Origin of the sequence: Sphingopyxis bauzanensis (genome assembly GCF_002205675.1) — a bacterium.
In the GTDB taxonomy this organism is placed as follows: Bacteria; Pseudomonadota; Alphaproteobacteria; order Sphingomonadales; family Sphingomonadaceae; genus Sphingopyxis; species Sphingopyxis bauzanensis.
In genome coordinates this window covers 523,681-546,166 of record NZ_NISK01000002.1, presented here as the reverse complement: position 1 = coordinate 546,166, position 22,486 = coordinate 523,681, and the positions used below count along the sequence as shown (strand labels likewise).

The window sequence follows — 22,486 nt, the reverse complement described above, 5'->3', positions numbered from 1 at the left end:
TTAGGCGGCGGGTGTCAGTTTCGTGATCCCGCCCATATAGGGGAGCAGCGCATCTGGAATGATGACACTGCCATCCGCCTGCTGGTAATTTTCGAGCACCGCGACCAGCGTCCGACCGACCGCGAGTCCCGACCCGTTCAGCGTGTGGACGAATTCGTTGGTCTTCCCGCCCTCGCGGCGGAAGCGCGTGTTCATGCGCCGCGCCTGGAAATCGCCGCAGTTCGAACAGCTCGAAATCTCGCGATAGGCGTTCTGGCCGGGCAGCCAGACTTCAAGGTCATAGGTCTTGCGCGCGGCAAAACCCATGTCACCGGCGCAAAGCAGCATCTTGCGATAGGGCAGTTCCAGCGCTTCGAGGATCGTTTCGGCGGCGCGGGTTTTGCGTTCGAGCTCGGCATCGCTGTCTTCGGGGCGAGTGATCGAGACGAGCTCGACCTTCCAGAACTGGTGCTGGCGGATGTAGCCGCGCGTGTCGCGCCCCGCTGACCCGGCTTCGGAGCGGAAGCAGGGGGTGAGCGCGGTCATGCGAATCGGCAGATCGGCGTCGGGCAGGATTTCTTCGCGCACCGCGTTGGTCAGACTCATTTCGGAGGTCGAGATCAGCCAGCGGCCGTCGGTGGTCTGGAACAGATCCTCGCGGAATTTGGGCAGCTGGGTGGTACCGTACGCAGCTTCGTCGCGGACCATTAGCGGGGTAGCGCATTCGGTATAGCCTGCGTCGATTGTCTGCCGGTCGATCATGAACTGGCCGAGCGCGCGTTCTAGCCGCGCCATCTGGCCCTTCAGGAACGCAAAGCGCGCGCCCGACATCTTCGCCGCGGTTTCGAAATCGAGCCCGAGCGCGGGGGCGAAGTCGGCGTGTTCCTGCGGCGCGAAGTCGAAGCTGCGCGCAGTGCCCCAGCGTGCGATTTCGACGTTGCCGTCTTCGTCCATTCCCTCGGGAACGTCGGCGGCGGGGAGGTTCGGGAGCGCGGCGAGAGTGTCTTGCAGCGCCGCGAGTTGTTCGCGCTCGGCATTTTCTTTTTCGGGTAGCGACGTCTTGAGCGTCGCGACCTCGGCCTTCAGCGCTTCGGCCTTGTCCTTGTCGCCCTGCGCCATTGCCTGGCCGATCAGCTTCGACGCTTCGTTGCGGCGCGCGAGCGAGGCCTGAATTTCGGTCTGCAACGCGCGCACCGACGCATCGGCGGCCAGGATGGCGGCGGACAGGGGTTCGAGGCCGCGGCGTGCGAGGCCGGAGTCGAAGGCTTGCGGGTCATCCCGGATCAGGCGGATATCGTGCATGGGCGCGCTATGGCGTTGCCGGGCGGGGGGTGCAAGCCTGTCCTTGGGTGCTCCTTCCTGTCGCGTAGCCATGGGGAGGGGGGCCGCTTGCCAAGCAAGGGGTGGAGGGGCCGCGACGGTAGTGCAAATGCCCCTCCGTCAGCGCTACGCGCTGCCGCCTCCCCATCGCTGCGCGACGGGGAGGATTGTTGTTCCGCCGCGCTGCTCGAGCCCGATTGCGCCCATAAAAAAGGGCCGCCCCGAAAGGCAGCCCTTCAGTGTGGTGGTCCGGGTTAGCCCCCCGACCTCCAGTGGATCATTTACGCCGCGTCGGCGTCTTTGTCGTTGCGGTTCGCTGCGCGGCGGCGGGCGACCAGCGCGACGGCGGCGGCGCCGAACAACAGCATCATCGGCGGCGCCGGAACGGGAGTCGGCGTACCCGACGATCCGCTGCTGGTGCCGCCCGAGCTGGACGAAGAAGAAGAGGACGACGAACTGCTGCTCGACGATGAGGAGCCGGTGCTGCCCGTGCTGGTGCTGCCGGTCGAGCCCCAGCTGCTGCTGCCGCCAGTCGCGCCCGACGAGGTTGCACCGCTCGACGTGCTGCTGCTCGACGACGACGACGAGCTGGACGACGAGCTGCTCGAGCCGCCCGAACTGCCGCTCGAACCATTCGAGCCGCCCGAACTGCCGTACGACGAGCTTCCCCAGCCCGAGCTGCCATGCGACGAGCCGCCCTTCGACGAGCTGCCGCCCGACGACGACGAACTGGACGAGGAGGAGGAAGACGACGAACTGCTGCTCGATGACGACGTGCTCACGTTGCCCGATGACGTCGAGACGTTGCCCGACGAGGTGCTGACGTTGCCCGATGAGGTCGACACATTACCCGACGAGGTCGAAACGCCGCCGGTCGAGGTGCTGACGCCCCCGGTCGAAGTCGAAACGCCGCCTGTCGAAGTGGAGACACCGCCGGTGGACGTCGTCGAACTGATCCCGCCGGTAGAGGTGGAGGTGCTGACGCCGCCGGTCGAGGTCGAAATACCGCCCGTCGAAGTCGAGGTGCTGACGCCGCCGGTCGAGGTCGAAACACCGCCCGTCGAAGTCGAGGTGCTGACGCCCCCAGTCGAAGTCGAAACACCGCCCGACGTGCTGCTGGAGGTGGTGCTGAGGCCGCCGGTCGTCGTCGAGGTGACGACAATGCTGCCGCTGCTACCGCCGCCGCTGCTGCCGCCAAAGAAACCTCCGAAAAAGCCGCCGCCGAAACCGCCGCCAAAGCCGCCACCGATCACGGTGACACCGCCGCCGCTGCCGCCGCCTTCAAAACCGCCGCGCTGCGGAAAGGGAGCGTAGGGGATCGGGGGCAGCGGGATCGTCTGGGTCACCACCTGCGTCTGCGGGGTCGCAGTGCGGATGATGCGCTTGGTTGTGACGACGCGGCGCACGCGCTTGACCGGCTTGCGCGCGGCGTGACGTTTGCGAACAACCTTTTTGCCGACGCAGGGCGAGCATTTGGCTGTCTGGGCGCGCGCCGACGGAACATCCGCAACCTGCATCGCGCCGGTCCCGATGAGCGCGCCGCCGCAGGTGCAGGCGCAAAGCTTGGCGAGGGCCATTCGGACAGACATAGGTTTCTCTTTCTTTCCCGTTGCAGGTGCAAAGCGCCATCCACCGGCACCTGTTTCACCTTCGCTACACCCCAAAAGGTCAAAGCTTTGCGAACGCGGCAATTGCGTTAACCGCGTTTACCTGTCCGGCAGCGGGAAAAGGTCGCCGGAATCAACCCCAATGGCGGTTATTGTCCCAAAATAGTACGGAGACTGCAATGATTCCGTACGATTGGTTAATCTTCGGCCCTAAATCGGGTTCGGCCACGGCACGCTACGGCTTGCAATCGATCGGTGAGAATCTCCTCTGATACGCTCTCCGTTCAGCCGCGCTTCACGGCCGGTCACTATCGGCTGCTTCGGCGCTTGTATCGCAACCAGCGGCTGGTTATAGGCGCGCCACTCCCTGCACCGCTTGACGGCTGGCAGGGTGACAGGAAAGGACGCGAGAGCCCCTCATGCCGACCAAGATTGCCGACATTGGTGCCGACGCGCTGCGCGCAGCCAAATCAAATCTCGATACGGATTATGTTCCTCGCGACGACGAAGAGTTTATGAACGAGCGGCAGCAGGAATATTTCCGCGGCCTGCTGCTCGCCTGGAAGAAGTCGATCCTGTCCGAATCCGAATCGACCCTCGCGCATTTGCAGGACGGACCGCTGCGCGAACCCGACCTGGCCGACCGCGCGTCGAGCGAGACCGACTGGGCGATCGAACTGCGCACCCGCGACCGCCAGCGCAAGCTGATCGCCAAGATCGATTCGGCGATCCGCCGCATCGACGAGGGTGAATATGGCTATTGCGCGGTGACCGGCGAGCCGATCTCGCTCGCCCGCCTGCAAGCGCGTCCGATCGCGACGATGACGCTGGAGGCGCAGGAGCGCCACGAGCGCAACGAGCGAATTTCGCGCGAAGATTGATCCGCTTTGGGACGAAGCGCCCAATGGTGCATCGGCAATTTACATTTCGGCAATGGCTGCGCTCTAGATTCCTATTCCTGACAATCAACGCGGGGAATGGGTCGCAATGGATTCGCGTAGGCCGGTAACGGTAGATGAAGAAGTGGCGGCGCTGTCGCGCGGCGCCGATCGGGACAGCCTGTTCATGCAGGCCGGATTGATCCTGCCAGGCCGCGCCGAACCGGTGGTGGTGCGCGTGCGCAACCTGTCGCCGGGCGGCATGCTGGCCGAGGGCAAGGTGCGCGTCGAACAAGGCGCGGCGGTCGAAATCAAGCTGAATAATGTCGGCAAGGTACCCGGCCGTGTCGTGTGGGCGGGCGAGGGCAAGTTCGGTATCGCGTTCGATCATCAGATCGATCCGCAGGCGGTGCGTCGTCAGGTGGTGAAGCAGTCCGAGCTGCCGCCGCATCTGCGGCGTTCCGGCCTCGAACAGGGGCCGCTGTACCGCCGACGCTGATGCTTTCTGGCTAGGTTGGCACCAGCGGGGCGGTAACGGCTGGCGATCGTCAGGCGACCGCGAGCATCTCTTCCTTCAGTTTCAACTTCTGCTTTTTCAGTTGCGCCAGCGCCGCCATGTCGGGCGCGGGACGCCGCTCTTCATTCGCAATTTTCTCGTCGAGGTTCGCGTGGCGCGACTTCAGGGCGGAAAGATGCGACTTGTTCATGGGCCATTCTCCTTTTCGACTCGATTGGCAGGTCCAAGTAAATCACGAATCGGGGCGAATGTCGTGACGATTCGCTAGGCCGGTCCCCGTTGCGGACCAGTGGTGAACGTGGCAGGGAAGCGGTCGTGAGCCCCGACGAAATCACCCAGCGCCTGGAACTGTTACGGATCGAGCATCGCGACCTCGACGCCGCGATCATCGCGCTCGGTGCCGCGGCGGTTCCCGACCAGTTGCAGCTCGCGCGGCTCAAGAAACGCAAGCTGCGCCTGCGCGACGAAATCGCCTGGTGCGAAGATCAGCTGGTTCCCGACATTATCGCCTGAATCAAAACGGGACGGTCGCAGGCAGCAATTTCATGGTTACCGCCATTGCATTGCGGCGTATCCATGGCATCCATCGGTCCATGGTCGCCCGGCAATCAGACATGATGGCAATCGCAGTGCCGGTGCAACGCGCCCAAGTTGAAAATCTTTATGTCGAAGCAATGGTGCTCGCCGACGAGGCGCACGCCGCCTTTGCCGCACAACGCGATCTGGGCGATGTCCGGCGTGACGGAGTGATGCAGATCAGCCTGGCATGTGAATCGCTCAAGACCACGACGCGGCTGATGCATGTCATCGCCTGGCTGCTCCACCGCCGCGCGATGATGGCGGGCGATCCGGGCGCGGGACCACACGACAGCGCGGCGCGGATCGGCGAGCCGGTCGCGGCCGATTGGGACGTTTGTGCCGGGTTCGACGCGTCGGTGCGGCGGATCATCGCGTCGAGCGAGCGCTTGTTCGAACGCATCGCGGGGCTGGAAGCGGGCTGGGATGCACCGCAGGCGGCGACGCCGGTGCAGCGGCTGCTGGCGCAGCTGGAGGCGCGGCTCTGACGCCTTCCCGTTCTCAATGCTTGGTCATATGCGATAGCTCTGCTTGATGGGGGAGGAGCATTTAACCCAACCACTCCACCCACGCGCCATGGGCGTGGGCATGCGCCAGCTTCACCGGTGCGCTGCCGCCCGGCCAATGTCGCACCACCAGTTCATGATGATGAACCGTCCGATTGGCTTCGAGCGCGATCCACGCCAGCGGGCGCTCCGCGGTCGCGCGTGCGCCCGCGGCTTCCATCGCCGCGGTGATCCGCGCCTGCTGGTCGGCGGGCACATATTGCCAGACGATCGAATGCATCAGGACGCGAGTTGCCCCGTCCGCCTGCAATTGCGCTAGTTCGGCCTCGATAAAGTCGGCGGCGTTGGCGTGGACCAGCTGCGGCGGGGCTTCTGTCGCTGCGGCAATCGCCGCTTCCATGCGCTGAAAGCGGATATGATGTTCGGGCCAGATATAGGCTTTCAGCCGCAGTGCCTGCGCCGGATCGGTCAGGTCGACCGGCGCGACGTCGCAGCCTTTCAGGCCCACCAAATCGATCGCGTGCTGCGGCGGATGGTTGCCGCGCCAGTCGGGGGTGAACGCCATCGCGCCGGGCTGCGGGCCGACATGCACCCCGCCGAGATCATAATGATAGCGGTCGATCATCAGGTTGATCCCGGCGCTAGACCCGATTTCAAGGCAGTCGAAGCGCGGCGGCAAGCCGCGGTCGGTGAACCACAGCATCGCGGCGATGAAGTTCGACGAGCGCCCCGCCTCGTTGGTCTGCGGCGGCCCGTCGAGCCAGGGGAGCAGCGCCGCCTCGTGGCGCGTCACCGCTCCGGCGACGATCGCGGCGTCGTTGATGTCCTCGGCATCGGCATAGATCGGTGCCAGCTCGTGCGCGCTGCCCGCCAGATGCAACGCGTGGATGCCGCCCGCGGCGCGCAGCGGTAGCGCGTCGGCGAGCGGGGCGCCGGACCAGTCGGCGAGGCGGCGGGCAAATTCGCTGGCGGGTTTATCAAGCAAAGTGCTGAGCGCGGCAACGATCCGCGCGGTCACCGGGGCGCCATTGGCGCGGCAATAGAGAATTTGGTTGGCAAAGGCAGTGCGCACCGCTGCGGGTCCGGTTTCGGCCATGTCAACGCAGTCGTATCGCTCGCTCATTGCCCTTTTTCTCTCCGCCGCCTATGTGCGCGACGCTTATGCCCGAACCCATCATCTTTGCCATCCCCAAGGGGCGGATCCTCGACGAAGCGCTGCCGCTGCTGGCGCGCGTGGGGATCGAACCCGCAGCGGATTTCTTCAACAAGAGCAGCCGCGCGCTGGTGTTCGCGACGAACCAGCCGCACATCTCGCTGATCCGCGTCCGCGCGTTCGACGTCGCGACGTTCGTGGCGCACGGCGCGGCGCAGCTCGGCATCGTGGGCTCCGATGTCGTCGACGAGTTCGATTACAGCGAGCTCTATGCGCCCGTCGACCTGGGCATCGGCCATTGCCGTCTGTCGCTCGCCGGCCCCGCCGATACGCCGCCACCTGGACTGGGCGAAAGCCACATTCGCGTTGCGACGAAATACCCCGCGACAACGCGGCGCTGGTTCGCAGCGCAGGGTATCCAGGCCGAGTGCATCAAATTGAACGGTGCGATGGAGATTGCGCCGAAGCTTGGGCTCGCCTCGCATATTGTCGACCTGGTTTCAACCGGGCGGACACTGGTTGAGAACGCGCTCGCCGAACAGAAAATCATCAGCGACGTATCGGCACGGCTGATCGTCAATCGCGCCGCGTTCAAGCTGCGTTCGGCCGAAGTCCCGGCGCTGGTCGAGCGGTTCCGGCAGGCGGTGGGCGATGCGGCGGCTTGATGCTTCCGCACCCGGCTTTGCGGCCGAATTCGACGCGCTGGTCAATGATCGGCGCGAGAGCGATTCCGACGTGTCGAGCGACGTCGCGGCGATCATTGCGCGCGTGAAGGCCGAAGGCGACGCGGCGCTCGCAGAATATACCGCGAAATTCGACCGCTTCGATCTGGACGCGAGCGGGTGGAGCATTTCGAGGGCGGAATGCGCCGCCGCCTATGCGGCGCTGGCGCCGGAGCTGCGCGACGCGCTCAACCTCGCTGCGGACCGCATCCGCGCATATCACGCTGCGCAGCTGCCCGAGGACCGCGACTATCGCGATGCGACGGGCGCGCGGCTTGGCGCGCGCTGGAACGCGGTGGATGCGGCGGGGGTCTATGTCCCCGGTGGCCGCGCTGCCTATCCGTCGTCGGTGCTGATGAACATCCTGCCTGCGAAGGTCGCGGGGGTCGGGCGCATCGTGATGATGACCCCGACGCCTGGCGGTGAGACCAACCCGGTCGTGATGGCCGCGGCGCATATCGGCGGGGTCGATGAGATCTGGCGGGTCGGCGGCGCGCAGGCCGTCGCTGCGCTCGCCTATGGCACGGACAAGATCGCGCCGGTCGACGTCGTCACCGGTCCCGGTAACGCATGGGTTGCCGAGGCAAAACGCCAGCTCTACGGCGTCGTCGGCATCGACATGGTCGCGGGGCCGAGCGAGATCGTCGTCGTTGCCGATGCGCAGAACGATCCGCGCATCATTGCCGCCGACCTGCTCAGCCAGTCCGAGCATGATCCGACGAGCCAGTCGATCCTGTTCACCGACGATGCGGCCTTTGCCGACGCGGTCGCCGCAGCGGTCGGTGCGATCATCCCGACGCTAAGCACCGCTGCGACAATGCGCCAAAGCTGGGACGCCAATGGCGCGGTGATCATCGTGCCGACGCTGGCCGACGCGATCCCGCATTGCGACCGGCTGGCACCCGAACATCTCGAACTCGCGGTCGATGCCGCCGAGGCCGACGCGCTGTTCGCCAAGGTGCGTCACGCTGGTTCAGTTTTCCTTGGCCGCCAAACTCCCGAAGCGATCGGCGATTATGTCGCCGGTCCCAACCACGTCCTCCCGACCGGCCGCCGTGCGCGCTTTTCGAGCGGGCTGTCAGTCAGCGATTTCATGAAGCGCACCAGCTTCCTCGCACTCGACGATGCCAGCCTTGCCGCAATTGGCCCCGCTGCGGTCGCGCTTGCCGGGGCCGAGGGGCTACCCGCCCACGCGCTATCGGTCAGCCAGCGTCTCAGCTAAGAAAAGAACCATGAACAAACGCTCTCAGTCTCGCTCCGCCGCCCGTCTCGCCGCCGTCCAGGCGCTCTATCAGCACGAGATGGAAGCGACGCCGGTCGCCAAGCTGATCCACGAATTCCACCAGCACCGCATCGGCGCGACGATCGAGGATGCCGAATATGCCGGCGCCGACGTCGAATTTTTTGACGATATCGTGAAGGGTACGCTGGCGCGGTCCGAAGAGATTGACGCGGCAATCATCACGCGGCTGGCCAGCGGCTGGTCGATGGAGCGGCTCGACCGCACGATGAAGGCGATCCTGCGCGCCGGCGCCTATGAACTGATCGCGCGCGGCGATGTGCCGGTCGGCGCCGTGGTCAGCGAATATGTCGATGTCGCCAAGGCGTTTTTCGACGCGCGCGAGGCGGGGTTTGCCAACGGGCTGCTCGATGCGATTGGTAAGGACATGCGGAAGAATAGCTAGAAACCGTTCGCGTCGAGCGAAGTCGAAACACGCCGAAGCCCAGCGCGTCCCACGCGTGTCTCGACTTCGCTCGACACGAACGGAATTAGGGCACATTGTTTTGGGCGAGAGGGTCGCGCATGTCCGAAGCCGATTTCATCATTCGCCTCCGCGGCATCGCGACCGATCCCGCCGCGCGCGGGCTCGCCGACGATGTGGCCGAGTGGGAGGGGCTGGTCCTCACCCACGACATGATCGTCGAGGGCATTCACTTCCTGCCCGACGACACCCCGCAGGACGTCGCGTGGAAACTCGTCGCCGTAAACCTGTCGGACCTCGCCGCCAAGGGTGCTGCGCCGGTCGGGGTGCTTGTCGGCTACAGCCTTGGCGACGACGAATGGGACGCGGCGTTCGTGGAAGGTCTCGACCTCGCGATGCGCCGCTTCGGCGTCATCCTGCTTGGCGGCGACACGGTGCGGGTGCCTGCGGGCGCGCCGCGCAGCTTTGGGCTGACCGCAATCGGTCGCGCGCCGCCGGGCGGGGCGCCATCGCGGTCGGGGGTGCGGCCCGGCGATCAGCTGTGGGTCACCGGTTCGATCGGCAATGCCGGGCTGGGGCTGGCGATGCGGCTGGGGCAGGAGGAGGCGAACGAGACCTGCCTCGCCGCCTATCGCCGCCCGCAGCCGCAGCTGACGTTCGGGCAGGCGGTGGTGCCGCACGTTCACGCGATGATGGATGTTTCCGACGGGCTGCTGATCGACGCGCAGCGCATGGCGGACGCGAGCGGGTGCGAGTTTGTGCTGATGCTCGAGGCGGTGCCGCTGTCGGCGGCTTTGCTCGCCGTGCGCCCCGATGTCGTCGACACGCGGCTCGCGGCGGCGACGGCGGGCGATGATTATCAGCTGTTGTTCGCTGCCGATCCCGGCGCGGCGGGAGCAATCCGCGACATTGCGGCGGGGCTGAATGTCTTGGCGACGCCGATCGGCCATGCCGGAGTGGGCGCGGGAATCGTGCTGACGCACCGCGCCCAGCGCATTGTGCTGCCCGAGCGGCTCGGTTTCACACACTGACGCGAAACCGTTACAAAAGTGCCGAAAAACCGGGCTTGCCCTAGGCTTTCTTTCTTCCCATAACGCGGCGTCCAAATTTAGGGGCGGTCGCATCAGGGGAGAGGGCGAACCGGCAATCATAAGTCGGACGTGCTCGACTATTCACCTGACTCCGCCCCGCTCAATGGGGAAGGAAATTCATGATTGATCCGGTTATGATCGCGATAGCGTGCGGCCTTATCGCCGTGCTCTATGGCTTCATTACCTCGCGTCAGGTGCTCAGCGCCTCGCCGGGTAATGAAAAGATGCAGGAAATTGCCGCCGCCATTCAGGAAGGCGCCAAGGCCTATCTGGGCCGCCAATATCGCACCATTGCTATCGTCGGTGTCGTTGTCGCCATTCTCGTCGGGTTCTTTCTCGGCCCGATTTCGGCGACGGGTTTTGTTATCGGCGCCGTCCTGTCGGGTGTGGCCGGGTTCGTCGGCATGAACATCTCGGTGAAAGCCAATGTCCGCACCGCCGCTGCGGCGCAGACGGGCCTTCAGGCGGGCCTGACCATGGCGTTCCGCGCCGGCGCGATCACCGGCATGCTGGTGGCAGGCCTCGCCCTGCTCGCGATCTCGGTCTTTTTCTGGTATCTGATCGGCCCCGGTGGGTTCACCGTTGGCGGTGAGGATCGCACCGTCGTCGACGCGCTCGTCGCGCTGGCCTTCGGCGCCTCGCTGATCTCGATCTTCGCGCGTCTGGGCGGCGGTATCTTTACCAAGGCCGCCGACGTCGGCGCCGATCTGGTCGGCAAGGTCGAGGCCGGAATCCCTGAAGACGATCCACGCAACCCTGCGGTGATCGCCGATAACGTCGGTGACAATGTCGGCGACTGCGCCGGTATGGCTGCCGATCTGTTCGAGACCTATGTCGTCACCGTCGGCGCCACCATGGTGCTGATGGCGCTGCTGCTGAAGGGTGCGGGCGATATGCTCGTGCCGTTGATGAGCCTGCCGCTGCTGATGGGGGGCGTCTGCATCATCACCTCGATCATCGGTACCTATTTCGTCCGCCTGGGCGGCGGAACCAACGTGATGGGCGCGATGTACAAGGGCTTCCTCGTGACCGCGATCCTCTCCGTCCCGGCGATCTGGTTCTCGACCAGCTACATCCTGCGGGGCGACATGACGACCGATGTGGTCGGCACGACCTTCAACGGCATGGATCTGTTCTATTGCTCGCTGCTTGGCCTTGTCATCACCGGGCTGATCATTTGGATCACCGAATATTACACCGGGACCAATTATCGCCCGGTGCGGTCGATCGCGAAAGCATCGGAAACCGGCCACGGCACCAACGTCATTCAGGGGCTGGCGATCAGTCTGGAATCGACTGCGCTGCCGACGCTGGTCATCTGCGCGGGCATCATCATCGCCTATATCCTGGCGGGCATCATCGGCATCGCCTTTGCCGCCACCGCAATGCTCGCGCTGGCGGGCATGGTTGTGGCGCTCGACGCTTATGGTCCGGTCACCGACAATGCTGGTGGCATTGCCGAAATGGCGGGACTTGATGAGTCGGTGCGCGAAAAGACCGACCTGCTCGACGCCGTGGGCAACACGACCAAGGCGGTGACCAAGGGTTATGCGATCGGTTCGGCGGGTCTTGCGGCGCTGGTGCTGTTCGGCACCTACACCGCCGACATCACCGAATATTCGGCGAAGCTTGGGCTCACCGAACCGCTGACCTTCTCGCTGTCGTCGCCTTATGTCATCGTCGGGCTGCTGCTCGGGGCGTTGCTGCCGTACCTGTTCGGCGCGATGGGCATGACCGCGGTCGGCCGCGCAGCGGGCGAGGTGGTCAAGGATGTTCGCGACCAGTTCAAGAACAACCCGGGCATCATGACCTATGAGAGCAAGCCCGACTATGCGCGCACGGTCGATCTGGTGACCAAGGCGGCGATCAAGGAGATGATCATCCCGTCGCTGCTGCCGGTGCTGGCACCGATCGTCGTCTATTTCGTCATCCTGGCGGTGGCGGGGCAGGTCGCGGCGCTCGAAGCGCTCGGCGCATTGCTGCTCGGCGTGATCGTCGGCGGGCTGTTCGTTGCCATCTCGATGACCTCGGGCGGCGGTGCATGGGACAATGCGAAGAAATATATCGAAGACGGCAACCACGGCGGCAAGGGCAGCGAGGCTCACAAGGCCGCGGTGACCGGCGACACCGTCGGCGATCCGTACAAGGATACCGCGGGTCCGGCGGTCAACCCGATGATCAAGATCACCAACATCGTGGCGATCCTGCTCCTCGCGGCGCTGGCTGCGGGATAACGCATCTGCCTGCGGGCTAAAAAAGGCCCCGTCGGAGTGATCCGGCGGGGCTTTTTGTTGTCGGGATCGGGGTGGGGACGGACGTGGGCAACGGGCACGATTATCCCCGCCCGCCTGCTGGAGGGGAGAAGAAACGTCCACAACTAGTCGTTAGCCGCCACCTAGGACGCGCTCGCCGCCTTCATCTGCGCCGCATAGCCCGCCTGCACCATCGCGCTCATCCGGTCGAACAGGGCGTCGGGGTCGCTGCGGCGCAGCGCCGCGATCGCCGCCTCGGCGCCTTCTGCCACCACCATCTCGCGTGTCCCGGCATCGACCGCGTCCACGATCTGCGCGGCGGCGAAATCGGGCGACAGGCCGTTGTCGATCGCGGCGTCGCTTTCCCCGCGCACGCTGCCGTCGGCGTTCAGCGCGTTGCGGCTGACATTGGTCTGGACCGACCCCGGCGCGACCACGAGAACCTTCAGCCCCAGATGCTCATTCTCGGCGCGCACGCTATCGTGATAGCCGATGAGGCCGTGCTTGGCGGCGCAATAGGCGCTACGCAGCGGCACCCCGGCGATGCCTGCGACGCTGGAAATAGCGACGATCTGGCCGCCGCCGGCGCCGACCATGCGCGGCAGCAGCTGCTGGGTCAGCGCGATCGGGGCAAGCAGGTCGACTGCGACAATCTGTTGATAGACGGCAAAGTCGGTGTCGATCGCCAGGCTGCGCTGCGAGATGCCGGCATTGTTGACGAGGCCGTCGATGCGGCCCTGCCAGCTCCATGCCTGCGCGGCGATCGCGGGGAGGGCGGCATAATCGGTCGCCTCGAACGGCAGCACCAGCGTCTCGGTCGCGCAATCGGCGGCGACGGCTTCGAGGGCGGCGATGTTGCGTCCCGACAGGATCAGCTTTGCGCCGCGCGCCGCCAGCGCGCGTGCCAGCGCCGCGCCGATGCCCGACGAGGCGCCGGTAATCCACCAGATTTGATCGTTCATAGCCGCTCCCATTCCATGCTTTGGTTGCAACCTGAAACGGGTTCACGCAGCCGTCAAGGCGGCGCGCTCGCGCATCCCGGGGCGGGGGTGGCAATTTTGTTGCGAATCTGTTATAATAAATATCAACGCGCCGACATTCTGCCTCTTCCCGTCTCGGGCTGGGGCGTTTCGCGGCGTTCCGATGGAGCCATATCCCTTGTCACTCTGACTGGCTAGCGCCGACCGAATGCTGATCCCCCTTGGCTAGAGGGCGGGATGCGCCGTTGTTGTCGCAGTTTCAGATCAGGGTCAAGGCACAACAAAAGGAATTTGCATGTCCGTAAGCACGCTCTTGTTCGAAGTCGGTGATTATGTCGTTTATCCCAAACATGGCGTGGGGCGCGTCATCGAGTTGCAGAAATCGGAAATCGCCGGGATGCAGCTCGAACTCTATGTTCTGCGCTTCGAAAAGGAAAAAATGACGCTTCGCGTACCGACGAACAAGGCCGAAGGCGTCGGGATGCGCAAGCTGTCGTCGGACAAGACGCTGAAGGAAGCGCTGCAGGTGCTGACCACCAAGCCGAAGGTGAAGCGCACCATGTGGTCGCGCCGCGCGCAGGAATATGAAGCGAAGATCAATTCGGGCGACCTGGTGTCGATCGCCGAAGTGACGCGCGACCTGTTCCGCGCCGACGACCAGCCCGAGCAGAGCTATTCGGAGCGCCAGATCTTTGAAGCGGCATCGAGCCGCCTCGCGCGTGAACTGGGCGCGATGGAAGAGAGCGACGAAAAGACCGCGCAGGCGAAGATCCTGCAGATTTTGAATGAGCACGCACCGCTGTATTACGCTGAAAAGGTGTAAGCGCGCGGGGTAGCGATAAAGGGAAGGGCGGTCCGCGAGGGCCGCCCTTTTTCCTTGCCGTTACAACATGCTTGTCCCCGCGAGGGCGAGGACCCATCTCCGGTCGGCGCAACATTGCGCCGTCGGATGATGGGCTCCGGCCTTCGCAGGAGCACGTCAGCTTACGGGTATGTCGCGCTCACAAAATACAACCCATCCGGCGGCGCATTCAGCCCCAGCGCATTTCGATCCGCCGCCGCCAGCGCATCCTTCAGATCGCCCGCCGACCATCTTCCATGTCCGACCAGCGACAGGCATCCGACCATTGATCGCACCTGATGGTGCAGAAAACTGCGCGCCGCCGCCTCGATGATCAGCTCGTCGCCGTGGCGGCTGACGGTCAGCTTGTCGAGCGTCTTCACCGGGCTTTGCGACTGGCAATGCGCCGAGCGGAAGGTGGTGAAATCATGAAGGCCGACCAGCGCCTGCGCCGCGGCGTGCATCGCGTCGGCGTCCAACGGCCGAGCGACCTGCCACGACAGCCCCTTGTCCCACGTCAGCGGCGCGCGGCGGTTGACGATGCGATATTCATAAGCCCGCCCGGTGCAGGCAAAGCGCGCGTGCCAGTCGTCGGGGACGATCTCGGCCGCGAGTATCGCGATCGGCGCGGGGCGGAGCTGCGCGTTGAGTGCCTCGGTCAGTTTAAACGGGGTCAGCGGCTTCGCGATGTCGACATGCGCGCGCATCGCGATCGCATGGACCCCGGCGTCGGTGCGGCCGGCGCTGAATATCTGGACGGTTTCGCCGGTGAAGCGGTGGATCGCTTCCTCGATCGCCTGCTGGACGCTGGGGCCATGCGCCTGCCGCTGCCAGCCCATGTAAGGGCGGCCGTCATATTCGATGGTGAGGGCAAATCTTGTCATTGCCGCCCCCTTAGCCGTTCGTGTCGAGCGAAGTCGAGACACCCCGAAGGCGCACACCACCGATGGGCATCTCGACTTCGCTCGATGCGAACGGAATTAGGTAAGCCGCGTCCCCGCCGAAATCGCCCGCCCGTGCAGCAATTCGCCCGCCTCCATCGCGGGCTTGCCCGCGCGCTGCACCCGCGTCGCGCGGATCGCGCCGGGGTTGCAGGCGATGGTGAGCGCGTCGTCGAGCGTCGTGCCGGGGGCCGCTCCCGCGACCGTCTCGCCCGGGTGCACAACCTCGGCCGCCATTATCTTGTACCGCTCGCCCTCCAGCTCGAAAAATGCCCCCGGTACCGGGTTGAACGCGCGTATCTGGCGTTCGACCTGGACCGCGCTGACCAGGAAATCGAGCCGCGCTTCGCTCTTGTCGATCTTGGCGGCATAGGTGACGCCCTCGTCTGGCTGCGGCATCGGCGAAAAGGCGTGGAGCTCGCTCAGCACCCGCCGCATCATCAACGCGCCCATTTCGGCGAGTTCGTGCGTCAGCACCCCGGCGGTCTTGCGCCCGATCGGGGTCGGCTCGACCAGCCGCATCGCGCCGGTGTCGAGCCCGACGTCCATCTGCATGATCGTCACGCCCGTTTCGGCATCGCCCGCAAGGATCGCGCGCTGTACCGGCGCCGCGCCGCGCCAGCGCGGCAGGATCGAGCCATGGACGTTGAGGCAGCCCTCGCGCGGGGCGTCGAGAATCGCCGGCGGCAGGATCAGGCCGTAAGCCGCGACGACCGCAATATCGAGGTCGAGCGCGGCGAACTCGGCCTGTTCGTCGGCGCCCTTCAGGCTTTTCGGGGTGCGGACGGGCAGGGCGTGCTCTTCGGCCCAAACCTGCACCGGGCTTTTCTGAAATTTCTTGCCGCGCTGCGCCGGACGCGGCGGCTGGGTATAGACCGCGGCAATTTCATGCCCCGCCGCATGCAGCGCATCGAGCGTCGGCACCGCAAAGGGCGGCGTTCCCATGAAGGCGATACGCATGGGTGCGGGCTTTGGCGGAGGTTGGGGGGTTGTGCAAGTATCCCTTTCCCGTCGGGAGAGGGGATATTGCGCGCATCCCCTAGCGCCACTACCACCCCACCATGGCCTCCAGCGAAATCGAAGCCCTCGTCCAGCAACTTGCCCGTCTCCCCGGTCTCGGCCCGCGGTCGGCGCGGCGTGCGGTGCTGCATCTGATGAAGAAGCGCGAGAGTGCGTTCGTGCCGCTGCTCGCGGCGCTCCAGACGGTGTCCGAACGGCTCGTCACCTGCACCATCTGCGGCAATGTCGATACCCACGATCCCTGCGCGATCTGCGCCGACCCGCGCCGCGATGCGCGGTCGCTGTGCGTTGTCGAGGAGGTTTCGGACCTGTGGGCGCTCGACAAATCGCGGCTGTTCCCTGGAAAATATCATGTCCTAGGCGGGCGATTGTCGGCGCTGGAGGGCGTCCGCCCGCAGGATCTGACGATCGACGCGTTGGTCGCGCGCGTCGCGGCGGGCGGCATCGACGAGGTCGTGCTGGCGATGAACGCAACGCTGGAGGGGCAGACGACCGCTCATTATCTGGCCGAGCGGCTGGAGGGCTATCCGGTGCGGCTGACGCAGCTGGCGCATGGGCTGCCGGTGGGCGGCGAGCTGGATTATCTGGATGAGGGGACGTTGGCGCAGGCGCTTCGCGCACGGCGACCGGTTGGTTAATAGTGAAAGTGATGAACAGCGATATTGCGACCGCAATATTGATCGCTTGTTCAGCCTGTTCTTCGACGACTGATTTTCAGCCGAGCGATGCGGAAATTGCGAAGCTTGAACGCAAGCTTCCCACCAGCCATTGCGTTGGAGATCTCGACAACTGGCAGCGAGCTTATGTGCGCAAGGAGTCTTTGGAGAATGAAGCCGGCCAGTTCGACAGCAGGATGATCGAATTCACGTTGCAGAGAGCAGACGGGAAGGTGGCCGTTGCAGGTAGAAAGCAACTAAAGCGCTATGAAGATTGGGTAATTTCGGGAGACTGCCGCGAACCAGACTGTCTGTTCGGTGGCTATGTCATCTCAACCGATGAATTACTGCTCGAATGTGGGGGGCCGTCAGCCCCTTGACCCCACGCCCCTCCGACCATACCTGAGCCCCCATGGCCATCCTACCCATCATAGAGACACCGGATCCCCGGCTGCGCGTCATTTCGAAGCCCGTCGAGACTTTCGATGCCGAGCTGAAGCAGCTGGTCGCCGATATGTTCGAGACAATGTACGACGCGCCCGGCATCGGGCTGGCGGCGATCCAGGTCGGGGTGGCGAAGCGCATCCTGGTGATCGATTTGCAGGAACCCGATCCCGAGGATGAAGAGGGCAAAAAGGTGATCCGCGAGCCGCGCGTGTTCATCAACCCCGTCTTTTCCGACGAGAGCGAAGAGCATAGCGTCTATTCGGAAGGCTGCCTGTCGGTCCCCGAGCAATATGCCGATGTAACGCGCCCCGCCGAAGTCACGGTCGACTGGCAGGACGAAGACGGCAAGCATCATCAGGAACGCATGACCGGGCTGATGGCGACGTGCATCCAGCACGAGCATGACCATCTGGAAGGCATCCTGTTCATCGACCATCTGTCGCGGTTGAAGCGCGAGATGGTGCTGAAGAAGCTGATGAAGATGCGGAAAGCGGCTTAGCGCTTAAGCCCCTCCCGCTTGCGGGGAGGGGTTGGCGTGGGAGGCCGCGCGCTTGCGCGCGAAGAACCTCTGGTCCCGACATCGATGTCGCATATTCTTATGTGGCGCAGACGCGCCGCTACCCCCACCCCTTGATCTCCCCCCGCAAGGGGAGGGGAGATTTTGGCTAACCCGCCTTCGCCACCGCGACCATCGCGGGGCGCAGCAAGCGGTCCTTCATCATATAACCCGCCTGCATTTCCTGCACGATCGTGCCTGGTTCGGCGTCGCTGCTCGGGATCTCCAGCATCGCCTGATGCTGGTTGGGATCGAGCGGCAGGCCGATCGCGGCGATGCGGGTGATGCCGTTGCGTTCAAAGACGCTGAGCAATTCGCGCTCAGTGGCTTCGAGACCGGTGATCAGCGGCTTGATCGCGTCCGACGCGCGCTGTTCGTCGCTGAGCGCGGCAAGCGCGCGGCCAAGGTTGTCGGCAACCGACAATATGTCGCGCGCAAACTTGGTCGCGGCATAGGCGTGCGCGTCGGCAATTTCCTTTTCCTTGCGGCGGCCCAGATTCTGCGTTTCGGCGCGCGCGTAGAGCAGGTCTTGCTGCACCGCGGCGAGCTGTTCGTGCAGCTGGGCGACTTCATCATTCTCAGGCGCTGCCGCTTCGGGGGCGTCGGTTGAGGTTGCGGCTTCTGAGGTCGCGCTGTCGTCGACCGGGGTGTCATTTTCGATGTTTGTCATAAACCTATCGTATCAGTCTGGAGAGCGATTGTGCGGTGAAATCCACCATGGGAACGATGCGGGCATAGTTCAAGCGGGTGGGGCCGATAACCCCGACCACGCCGACCACGCGCCCGTCCGATCCGCGATAGGGCGCCGCTATCACGGAAGAGCCCGAAAGCGAGAATAATTTATTCTCTGACCCGATGAAAATGCGGGTCGCGCTGCCGTCGCGCGCGCTGTCGAGCAATTGCGCGATGTCCTGCTTGGTTTCCAGCTCGTCGAGCAATTGCCGCACGCGGTCGAGGTCGCCGACCGCGCTGTCGTCGAGCAGATTGGCCTGCCCGCGCACGATCAACACCGGGCGGTCGGCGCCGTCGGACGACCAGATTGCCAGCCCGCGGCTGACCAGATCCTGCGCGGCGCGGTCGATCGCGATGCGCTCGGCCTCTATCTCACGCCGCACCCGCGCCATCGCTTCGGTCAGCGTCAAACCCGCCAGCATCGCGCTGATGTAATTGCCCGCCTCGACCAGCGCCGACGGATCGAGCCCGGGCGGGGTGTCGATGACACGGTTCTCGACCGCACCATCGCTCGCGACGAGCACGACGAGTGCCTGCGCGTCGGACAGCGGCACAAACGCGACCTGTTTGAGGATGCGCTCATGCTTGGGGACGAGCACCAGTCCGGCGCACGCGGACAGGCCAGAGAGCGCGGAGGTCGCCTGCGCCAGCGCGCTTTCGATCGGACCGGCGTCTGAGAGGGATGCCTCGATCTGCGCGCGGTCCTCGGCGCTGGGTTCCGCGACCTGCATCATCCCGTCGACGAACAGGCGCAGCCCCTGCTCGGTCGGCAAGCGACCCGCGCTGGTGTGCGGGCTGGCGAGCAGGCCGAATTCCTCCAGATCCTGCATGACGTTGCGGATTGATGCGGGGGAAAGGTTGAGCGCCGCGAGCTTTGACAAGGTGCGCGACCCGACCGGCTGGCCGGTTTCCAGATAAGCGTCGACGACCAGCCGGAACACGTCGCGGGCGCGCGTGGTGAGTTCGGTGATCGGCGCGGTGGTCATGGTGGGGATTTAGGGACGCGGGGGCGTGGGGGCAAGCTATGCTCTGGCCAACTGCCGCATGCCCCGCTAAGCGCGCCGCACACATTCACAGGAGAATCCCCCATGCGCCCATCCGGCCGCGCCCCCGATCAGATGCGCCCCATCGCCATCGAAACTGCCTTCACCATCCATGCCGAGGGCAGCGTGCTCGTCAGCTTCGGCAACACCAAGGTGCTGGTAACCGCCAGCGTCGATGAAAAGGTGCCGCCGTTCCTGCGCGGCAAGGGGCAGGGCTGGGTGACCGCCGAATATGGCATGTTACCTCGCGCGACGCACACCCGCGGCAGCCGCGAAGCAGCGAAGGGCAAGCAGTCGGGACGGACGCAGGAAATCCAGCGGCTTATCGGGCGCAGCTTGCGCGCCGTGGTCGATATGAAGAAACTCGGCGAGCGCCAGATCGTCATCGATTGCGACGTGATCCAAGCCGACGGCGGCACGCGTACCGCGTCGATTTCCGGCGCGTGGGTTGCCCTGCGCATCGCCGTCGACAAGCTGCTCGAAGCCAAGACAATTGCCGAGGATCCGATCGTCGACAAGGTCGGCGCGATTTCGTGCGGCATCTACAACGGCACCCCGGTGCTCGACCTCGATTATGACGAGGATTCGGTCGCGGAGGCCGACGGCAATTTCGTGCTGACCGGCCGCGGCCAGATCGTCGAAGTGCAGGCGAGCGCCGAGGGAGCGACCTATGACGAGGAAGGCCTGCTGCGGTTGCTGCGGCTGGCGCGCATCGGCTGCACCGAGATTTTCGCGGCGCAGGACAAGGCGACGGGGCGGTAATAAACGTCGTCACCCCGGACTTGATCCGGGGTCCGCGCCGCCGTCGCTGGACTGGATGCCGGATCAAGTCCGGCATGACGAAAGATAGGGCAGGTTGATGTCGCATCGCAAACTCAACCCCGGCAAACTCGTCATCGCCAGCCATAATGCGGGCAAGGTGCGCGAGATTCGGGCGTTGCTCGAGCCCTATGGCATCGAACCGGTGTCGGCGGGCGACCTCGGCCTGCCCGAGCCCGAGGAGACGGGGACGACGTTCCGCGACAATGCGTTGCTGAAGGCGCATGCGAGCGCGTCGGCGGCGGGGCTGCCTGCGCTGGCCGACGACAGCGGGCTGGAGGTTGCCGCGCTTGGCGGACGGCCGGGGGTTTACACCGCAGACTGGGCCGAACGGCAGGCCTTCGAAGGCGAGCCGGGTAAGCCATGGGCGGGCCGCGACTGGTATATGGCGATGGGCAAGGTTGAAGGACTGCTCGCCGAGCAGGGGCCGGACGTCGACCGCAGCGCCTGCTTTGTCTGCACTCTCGCGCTCGTGTGGCCCGATGGCCATGCCGAAGTATTCGAGGGCCGCGCGCAAGGCAGCCTGGCCTGGCCGCCGCGCGGTCTGCTGGGTTTCGGTTATGATCCGGTGTTTGTTCCGACCGGCAAGTCACTGACTTACGCCGAAATCGATCCGGCAGAGAAGCATGCGATCAGCCACCGCGCCGATGCGTTTGCCAAGCTGGTGGCGGGCGTGTTTTAGGGACAAGTCGATGTTCATCGAAAATGCCTATGCCAAACGTACTAGCCTGTCTGATCGCGATCTCGGGCGGTTGGCGGACGCATTGAAGGTTCAGATTGAGCGCTACCGGGTCTCTATAGAAATTATCCCCCTGACCGTATGGAAAAGCACGGCACACCGTTCCTGCAGCGTCTTCAGCAGCGGTTGGATGAGGTGAATAGGCCCATCGCGACACGCGCCGAAGATCCGAGCCCATAGTGGCCGAACCGCTCGCCCTTTATGTCCATTGGCCGTTTTGCGTGTCGAAATGCCCCTATTGCGACTTCAACAGCCACGTCCGAGAGAGCGTTGACCAAGCGCAGTGGCGCGATGCCCTGCTCGCCGATTTACGCCATGAGGCGGCGTTGCTGCCGGATCGCCCGGTCGGGTCGATCTTTTTCGGCGGTGGTACGCCCAGCCTGATGCCCCCTTCCACCGTCGCAGCGGTGATTGCGGCAGCGGCGGCCGAATGGGGCTTGACCGAGGATGTCGAGATCACGTTGGAAGCCAATCCAAACTCCGTTGAGGTCGCCAATTTCGCCGACCTCGCCGTCGCCGGGGTGAACCGCGTATCGATCGGAGTTCAGAGCTTCGATTCGCAAGTGCTTGAATTTTTGGGCCGCGCGCACAGTGAGGAAGAGGCGCGGCGCGCCATTGCGACGGCGCAGGAACATTTCACACGCGTCAGCTTCGACCTGATCTACGCGCGCCCCGGTCAGACACTGGCGGCGTGGGAAAGCGAATTGGTGGGCGCGCTGGCGTTCGGCACCGATCATCTCTCGCTGTACCAGCTGACCATCGAGCCCGGCACGCGCTTTGCGACGCTGGCGGCGAAGGGCGATCTCACCATCCCCGATGGCGACGCCGCCGCCGACCTGTTCGACGCAACGCAGGCGATGACGCGCGCCGCGGGCCTGCCGCGTTACGAAGTGTCGAACCATGCACGGATCGGGCAAGAGAGCCGCCACAACCTCGCTTACTGGCGCTATGCCGATTATGCAGGGGTCGGTCCCGGCGCGCATGGGCGGCGGCTGGGACAGGCGACCGAACGCCACAAGAAGCCCGAGAATTTCGTCGCGGCGGTGGCGCGCAATGGGCATGGGTTGAAGGTCGAAGCGGACCTGCCGGCGCACGAACGCGCAACCGAGGCGATGCTGATGGGGCTGCGGTTGACCGAGGGCGTCGATCTGGCGCGGATCGAGACGCGCAGTGGGTTGGGGCGCGAGGCGTTTGTCGATGCCAATGCGGTAGCATGGTTGGTCGATCAGGGACTGATGACGCTGGAGGGCGACCAACTGACAGTGACCGATGAGGGCATATTGCTGCTCGACTCGATCCTCTCCGCGGTTGTCCGCACGGGTTAAGGCAACTTATGCTCCGTTTTTCCTGAGCTTGTCGAAGGACCATTTTTCCTTCACCGTCGAGAGAAGCAGTGCTTCGACAAGCT

General features: G+C 64.8%; 26 protein-coding genes. 18 read left to right on the top strand and 8 right to left on the bottom strand.

Going from position 1 to position 22,486, the window contains the following annotated elements:
• Complete coding sequence (serS, locus tag CDQ92_RS09220; RefSeq protein WP_088441079.1) at positions 1-1,281, bottom strand: serine--tRNA ligase; 1,281 nt, start codon at positions 1,279-1,281, stop codon at positions 1-3.
• Positions 1,282-1,599: 318 nt separating this feature from the next.
• Here serS and CDQ92_RS21650 point away from each other — a divergent pair, with 318 nt between their 5' ends.
• The 3 genes from CDQ92_RS21650 to CDQ92_RS09200 all read left to right on the top strand — a co-directional run bounded on the left by CDQ92_RS21650 (position 1,600) and on the right by CDQ92_RS09200 (position 4,283).
• On the top strand, positions 1,600-2,613 hold the full coding sequence (locus tag CDQ92_RS21650) for a ribosomal eL19 family protein (protein ID WP_229667304.1): 1,014 nt from the start codon (positions 1,600-1,602) through the stop codon (positions 2,611-2,613).
• Positions 2,614-3,325: 712 nt separating this feature from the next.
• The gene (gene dksA / locus CDQ92_RS09205) at positions 3,326-3,787 is read left to right on the top strand and encodes an RNA polymerase-binding protein DksA (protein ID WP_088441078.1); all 462 of its coding nucleotides are present in this window, start codon (positions 3,326-3,328) and stop codon (positions 3,785-3,787) included.
• A 106-nt stretch (positions 3,788-3,893) separates the two neighbouring features.
• Positions 3,894-4,283: a PilZ domain-containing protein gene (locus tag CDQ92_RS09200; RefSeq protein ID WP_088441077.1), complete on the top strand. Its 390-nt coding sequence runs from the start codon at positions 3,894-3,896 to the stop codon at positions 4,281-4,283.
• Between the two features lie 49 nt (positions 4,284-4,332).
• On the opposite strand, the gene CDQ92_RS09195 is transcribed toward CDQ92_RS09200, so the two are convergent.
• On the bottom strand, positions 4,333-4,491 hold the full coding sequence (locus tag CDQ92_RS09195; RefSeq protein ID WP_088441076.1) for a DUF465 domain-containing protein: 159 nt from the start codon (positions 4,489-4,491) through the stop codon (positions 4,333-4,335).
• Between the two features lie 125 nt (positions 4,492-4,616).
• On the opposite strand from CDQ92_RS09195, the gene CDQ92_RS09190 reads away from it, so the two are divergent.
• Positions 4,617-4,814, top strand: a complete 198-nt coding sequence (locus CDQ92_RS09190; protein WP_088441075.1) for a YdcH family protein — start codon at positions 4,617-4,619, stop codon at positions 4,812-4,814.
• Between the two features lie 101 nt (positions 4,815-4,915).
• Positions 4,916-5,365, top strand: coding sequence for a DUF1465 family protein (locus CDQ92_RS09185; protein ID WP_229667302.1), 450 nt, complete (start codon positions 4,916-4,918; stop codon positions 5,363-5,365).
• Positions 5,366-5,426: 61 nt separating this feature from the next.
• Here CDQ92_RS09185 and CDQ92_RS09180 read toward each other — a convergent pair whose 3' ends face one another.
• Positions 5,427-6,506, bottom strand: a complete 1,080-nt coding sequence (locus tag CDQ92_RS09180) for a DUF2332 domain-containing protein (RefSeq protein WP_088441074.1) — start codon at positions 6,504-6,506, stop codon at positions 5,427-5,429.
• A gap of 38 nt (positions 6,507-6,544) precedes the next feature.
• Between CDQ92_RS09180 and hisG the strand changes: the two genes are divergently transcribed.
• From hisG to CDQ92_RS09155, 5 genes are all read left to right on the top strand, one after another.
• Positions 6,545-7,201 carry an ATP phosphoribosyltransferase gene (gene hisG / locus CDQ92_RS09175; RefSeq protein ID WP_088441495.1) on the top strand — a complete coding sequence of 219 codons (657 nt, stop codon included), beginning with the start codon at positions 6,545-6,547 and terminating at the stop codon, positions 7,199-7,201.
• The gene (gene hisD / locus CDQ92_RS09170) at positions 7,188-8,480 is read left to right on the top strand and encodes a histidinol dehydrogenase (protein ID WP_088441073.1); all 1,293 of its coding nucleotides are present in this window, start codon (positions 7,188-7,190) and stop codon (positions 8,478-8,480) included. The genes hisG and hisD overlap by 14 nt, the downstream gene beginning before the upstream one ends.
• A gap of 10 nt (positions 8,481-8,490) precedes the next feature.
• Complete coding sequence (gene nusB, locus CDQ92_RS09165) at positions 8,491-8,943, top strand: transcription antitermination factor NusB (RefSeq protein WP_088441072.1); 453 nt, start codon at positions 8,491-8,493, stop codon at positions 8,941-8,943.
• Positions 8,944-9,062: 119 nt separating this feature from the next.
• Positions 9,063-9,992 carry a thiamine-phosphate kinase gene (gene thiL, locus CDQ92_RS09160; protein ID WP_088441071.1) on the top strand — a complete coding sequence of 310 codons (930 nt, stop codon included), beginning with the start codon at positions 9,063-9,065 and terminating at the stop codon, positions 9,990-9,992.
• A gap of 179 nt (positions 9,993-10,171) precedes the next feature.
• Positions 10,172-12,286: a sodium-translocating pyrophosphatase gene (locus CDQ92_RS09155; protein WP_373289624.1), complete on the top strand. Its 2,115-nt coding sequence runs from the start codon at positions 10,172-10,174 to the stop codon at positions 12,284-12,286.
• A gap of 161 nt (positions 12,287-12,447) precedes the next feature.
• On the opposite strand, the gene CDQ92_RS09150 is transcribed toward CDQ92_RS09155, so the two are convergent.
• Positions 12,448-13,266, bottom strand: a complete 819-nt coding sequence (locus CDQ92_RS09150; protein ID WP_088441070.1) for an SDR family NAD(P)-dependent oxidoreductase — start codon at positions 13,264-13,266, stop codon at positions 12,448-12,450.
• Positions 13,267-13,579: 313 nt separating this feature from the next.
• Between CDQ92_RS09150 and CDQ92_RS09145 the strand changes: the two genes are divergently transcribed.
• Complete coding sequence (locus tag CDQ92_RS09145; protein ID WP_088441069.1) at positions 13,580-14,107, top strand: CarD family transcriptional regulator; 528 nt, start codon at positions 13,580-13,582, stop codon at positions 14,105-14,107.
• 161 nt (positions 14,108-14,268) lie between these two features.
• On the opposite strand, the gene truA is transcribed toward CDQ92_RS09145, so the two are convergent.
• The gene (gene truA / locus CDQ92_RS09140) at positions 14,269-15,009 is read right to left on the bottom strand and encodes a tRNA pseudouridine(38-40) synthase TruA (RefSeq protein WP_088441068.1); all 741 of its coding nucleotides are present in this window, start codon (positions 15,007-15,009) and stop codon (positions 14,269-14,271) included.
• Between the two features lie 96 nt (positions 15,010-15,105).
• A complete protein-coding gene (gene fmt, locus CDQ92_RS09135; protein ID WP_088441067.1) occupies positions 15,106-16,026 on the bottom strand; it encodes a methionyl-tRNA formyltransferase in 921 nt (306 codons plus the stop codon).
• Positions 16,027-16,127: 101 nt separating this feature from the next.
• On the opposite strand from fmt, the gene recR reads away from it, so the two are divergent.
• From recR to def, 3 genes are read left to right on the top strand one after another with little or no spacing between them, the layout of a single operon-like run.
• The gene (gene recR / locus CDQ92_RS09130; protein ID WP_088441066.1) at positions 16,128-16,724 is read left to right on the top strand and encodes a recombination mediator RecR; all 597 of its coding nucleotides are present in this window, start codon (positions 16,128-16,130) and stop codon (positions 16,722-16,724) included.
• A gap of 11 nt (positions 16,725-16,735) precedes the next feature.
• Entirely contained in the window at positions 16,736-17,122 is a 387-nt protein-coding gene (locus tag CDQ92_RS09125) for a hypothetical protein (RefSeq protein WP_144035733.1), read from the top strand.
• A gap of 32 nt (positions 17,123-17,154) precedes the next feature.
• Complete coding sequence (gene def, locus CDQ92_RS09120) at positions 17,155-17,688, top strand: peptide deformylase (RefSeq protein WP_088441064.1); 534 nt, start codon at positions 17,155-17,157, stop codon at positions 17,686-17,688.
• Positions 17,689-17,854: 166 nt separating this feature from the next.
• On the opposite strand, the gene grpE is transcribed toward def, so the two are convergent.
• Positions 17,855-18,415: a nucleotide exchange factor GrpE gene (grpE, locus tag CDQ92_RS09115; protein ID WP_088441063.1), complete on the bottom strand. Its 561-nt coding sequence runs from the start codon at positions 18,413-18,415 to the stop codon at positions 17,855-17,857.
• A gap of 4 nt (positions 18,416-18,419) precedes the next feature.
• Complete coding sequence (hrcA, locus tag CDQ92_RS09110) at positions 18,420-19,463, bottom strand: heat-inducible transcriptional repressor HrcA (protein ID WP_088441062.1); 1,044 nt, start codon at positions 19,461-19,463, stop codon at positions 18,420-18,422.
• A gap of 102 nt (positions 19,464-19,565) precedes the next feature.
• On the opposite strand from hrcA, the gene rph reads away from it, so the two are divergent.
• The 4 genes from rph to hemW all read left to right on the top strand — a co-directional run bounded on the left by rph (position 19,566) and on the right by hemW (position 22,403).
• On the top strand, positions 19,566-20,282 hold the full coding sequence (gene rph / locus CDQ92_RS09105; protein ID WP_088441061.1) for a ribonuclease PH: 717 nt from the start codon (positions 19,566-19,568) through the stop codon (positions 20,280-20,282).
• A 97-nt stretch (positions 20,283-20,379) separates the two neighbouring features.
• Positions 20,380-21,021 carry an RdgB/HAM1 family non-canonical purine NTP pyrophosphatase gene (rdgB, locus tag CDQ92_RS09100; RefSeq protein ID WP_088441060.1) on the top strand — a complete coding sequence of 214 codons (642 nt, stop codon included), beginning with the start codon at positions 20,380-20,382 and terminating at the stop codon, positions 21,019-21,021.
• A gap of 10 nt (positions 21,022-21,031) precedes the next feature.
• Entirely contained in the window at positions 21,032-21,217 is a 186-nt protein-coding gene (locus tag CDQ92_RS09095; RefSeq protein ID WP_088441059.1) for a hypothetical protein, read from the top strand.
• A 40-nt stretch (positions 21,218-21,257) separates the two neighbouring features.
• Positions 21,258-22,403, top strand: a complete 1,146-nt coding sequence (gene hemW / locus CDQ92_RS09090) for a radical SAM family heme chaperone HemW (RefSeq protein ID WP_088441058.1) — start codon at positions 21,258-21,260, stop codon at positions 22,401-22,403.
• The last annotated feature ends 83 nt before the right edge of the window (positions 22,404-22,486 follow it).

Excerpts from the sequence above, each read along its gene's own strand:
- def (WP_088441064.1), top strand. The coding sequence starts at position 17,155 with ATGGCCATCCTACCCATCATAGAGACACCGGATCCCCGGCTGCGCGTC.
- CDQ92_RS09095 (WP_088441059.1), top strand. The coding sequence starts at position 21,032 with ATGTTCATCGAAAATGCCTATGCCAAACGTACTAGCCTGTCTGATCGC.
- rph (WP_088441061.1), top strand. The coding sequence starts at position 19,566 with ATGCGCCCATCCGGCCGCGCCCCCGATCAGATGCGCCCCATCGCCATC.
- rdgB (WP_088441060.1), top strand. The coding sequence starts at position 20,380 with ATGTCGCATCGCAAACTCAACCCCGGCAAACTCGTCATCGCCAGCCAT.
- CDQ92_RS09155 (WP_373289624.1), top strand. The coding sequence starts at position 10,172 with ATGATTGATCCGGTTATGATCGCGATAGCGTGCGGCCTTATCGCCGTG.
- dksA (WP_088441078.1), top strand. The coding sequence starts at position 3,326 with ATGCCGACCAAGATTGCCGACATTGGTGCCGACGCGCTGCGCGCAGCC.
- fmt (WP_088441067.1), bottom strand. The coding sequence starts at position 16,026 with ATGCGTATCGCCTTCATGGGAACGCCGCCCTTTGCGGTGCCGACGCTC.
- CDQ92_RS09180 (WP_088441074.1), bottom strand. The coding sequence starts at position 6,506 with ATGAGCGAGCGATACGACTGCGTTGACATGGCCGAAACCGGACCCGCA.
- CDQ92_RS09145 (WP_088441069.1), top strand. The coding sequence starts at position 13,580 with ATGTCCGTAAGCACGCTCTTGTTCGAAGTCGGTGATTATGTCGTTTAT.
- CDQ92_RS09150 (WP_088441070.1), bottom strand. The coding sequence starts at position 13,266 with ATGAACGATCAAATCTGGTGGATTACCGGCGCCTCGTCGGGCATCGGC.
- serS (WP_088441079.1), bottom strand. The coding sequence starts at position 1,281 with ATGCACGATATCCGCCTGATCCGGGATGACCCGCAAGCCTTCGACTCC.
- CDQ92_RS09125 (WP_144035733.1), top strand. The coding sequence starts at position 16,736 with ATGAACAGCGATATTGCGACCGCAATATTGATCGCTTGTTCAGCCTGT.
- thiL (WP_088441071.1), top strand. The coding sequence starts at position 9,063 with ATGTCCGAAGCCGATTTCATCATTCGCCTCCGCGGCATCGCGACCGAT.
- hrcA (WP_088441062.1), bottom strand. The coding sequence starts at position 19,463 with ATGACCACCGCGCCGATCACCGAACTCACCACGCGCGCCCGCGACGTG.
- hisD (WP_088441073.1), top strand. The coding sequence starts at position 7,188 with ATGCGGCGGCTTGATGCTTCCGCACCCGGCTTTGCGGCCGAATTCGAC.
- nusB (WP_088441072.1), top strand. The coding sequence starts at position 8,491 with ATGAACAAACGCTCTCAGTCTCGCTCCGCCGCCCGTCTCGCCGCCGTC.
- CDQ92_RS09200 (WP_088441077.1), top strand. The coding sequence starts at position 3,894 with ATGGATTCGCGTAGGCCGGTAACGGTAGATGAAGAAGTGGCGGCGCTG.
- truA (WP_088441068.1), bottom strand. The coding sequence starts at position 15,009 with ATGACAAGATTTGCCCTCACCATCGAATATGACGGCCGCCCTTACATG.
- recR (WP_088441066.1), top strand. The coding sequence starts at position 16,128 with ATGGCCTCCAGCGAAATCGAAGCCCTCGTCCAGCAACTTGCCCGTCTC.
- hisG (WP_088441495.1), top strand. The coding sequence starts at position 6,545 with ATGCCCGAACCCATCATCTTTGCCATCCCCAAGGGGCGGATCCTCGAC.
- CDQ92_RS09195 (WP_088441076.1), bottom strand. The coding sequence starts at position 4,491 with ATGAACAAGTCGCATCTTTCCGCCCTGAAGTCGCGCCACGCGAACCTC.
- CDQ92_RS09185 (WP_229667302.1), top strand. The coding sequence starts at position 4,916 with ATGATGGCAATCGCAGTGCCGGTGCAACGCGCCCAAGTTGAAAATCTT.
- grpE (WP_088441063.1), bottom strand. The coding sequence starts at position 18,415 with ATGACAAACATCGAAAATGACACCCCGGTCGACGACAGCGCGACCTCA.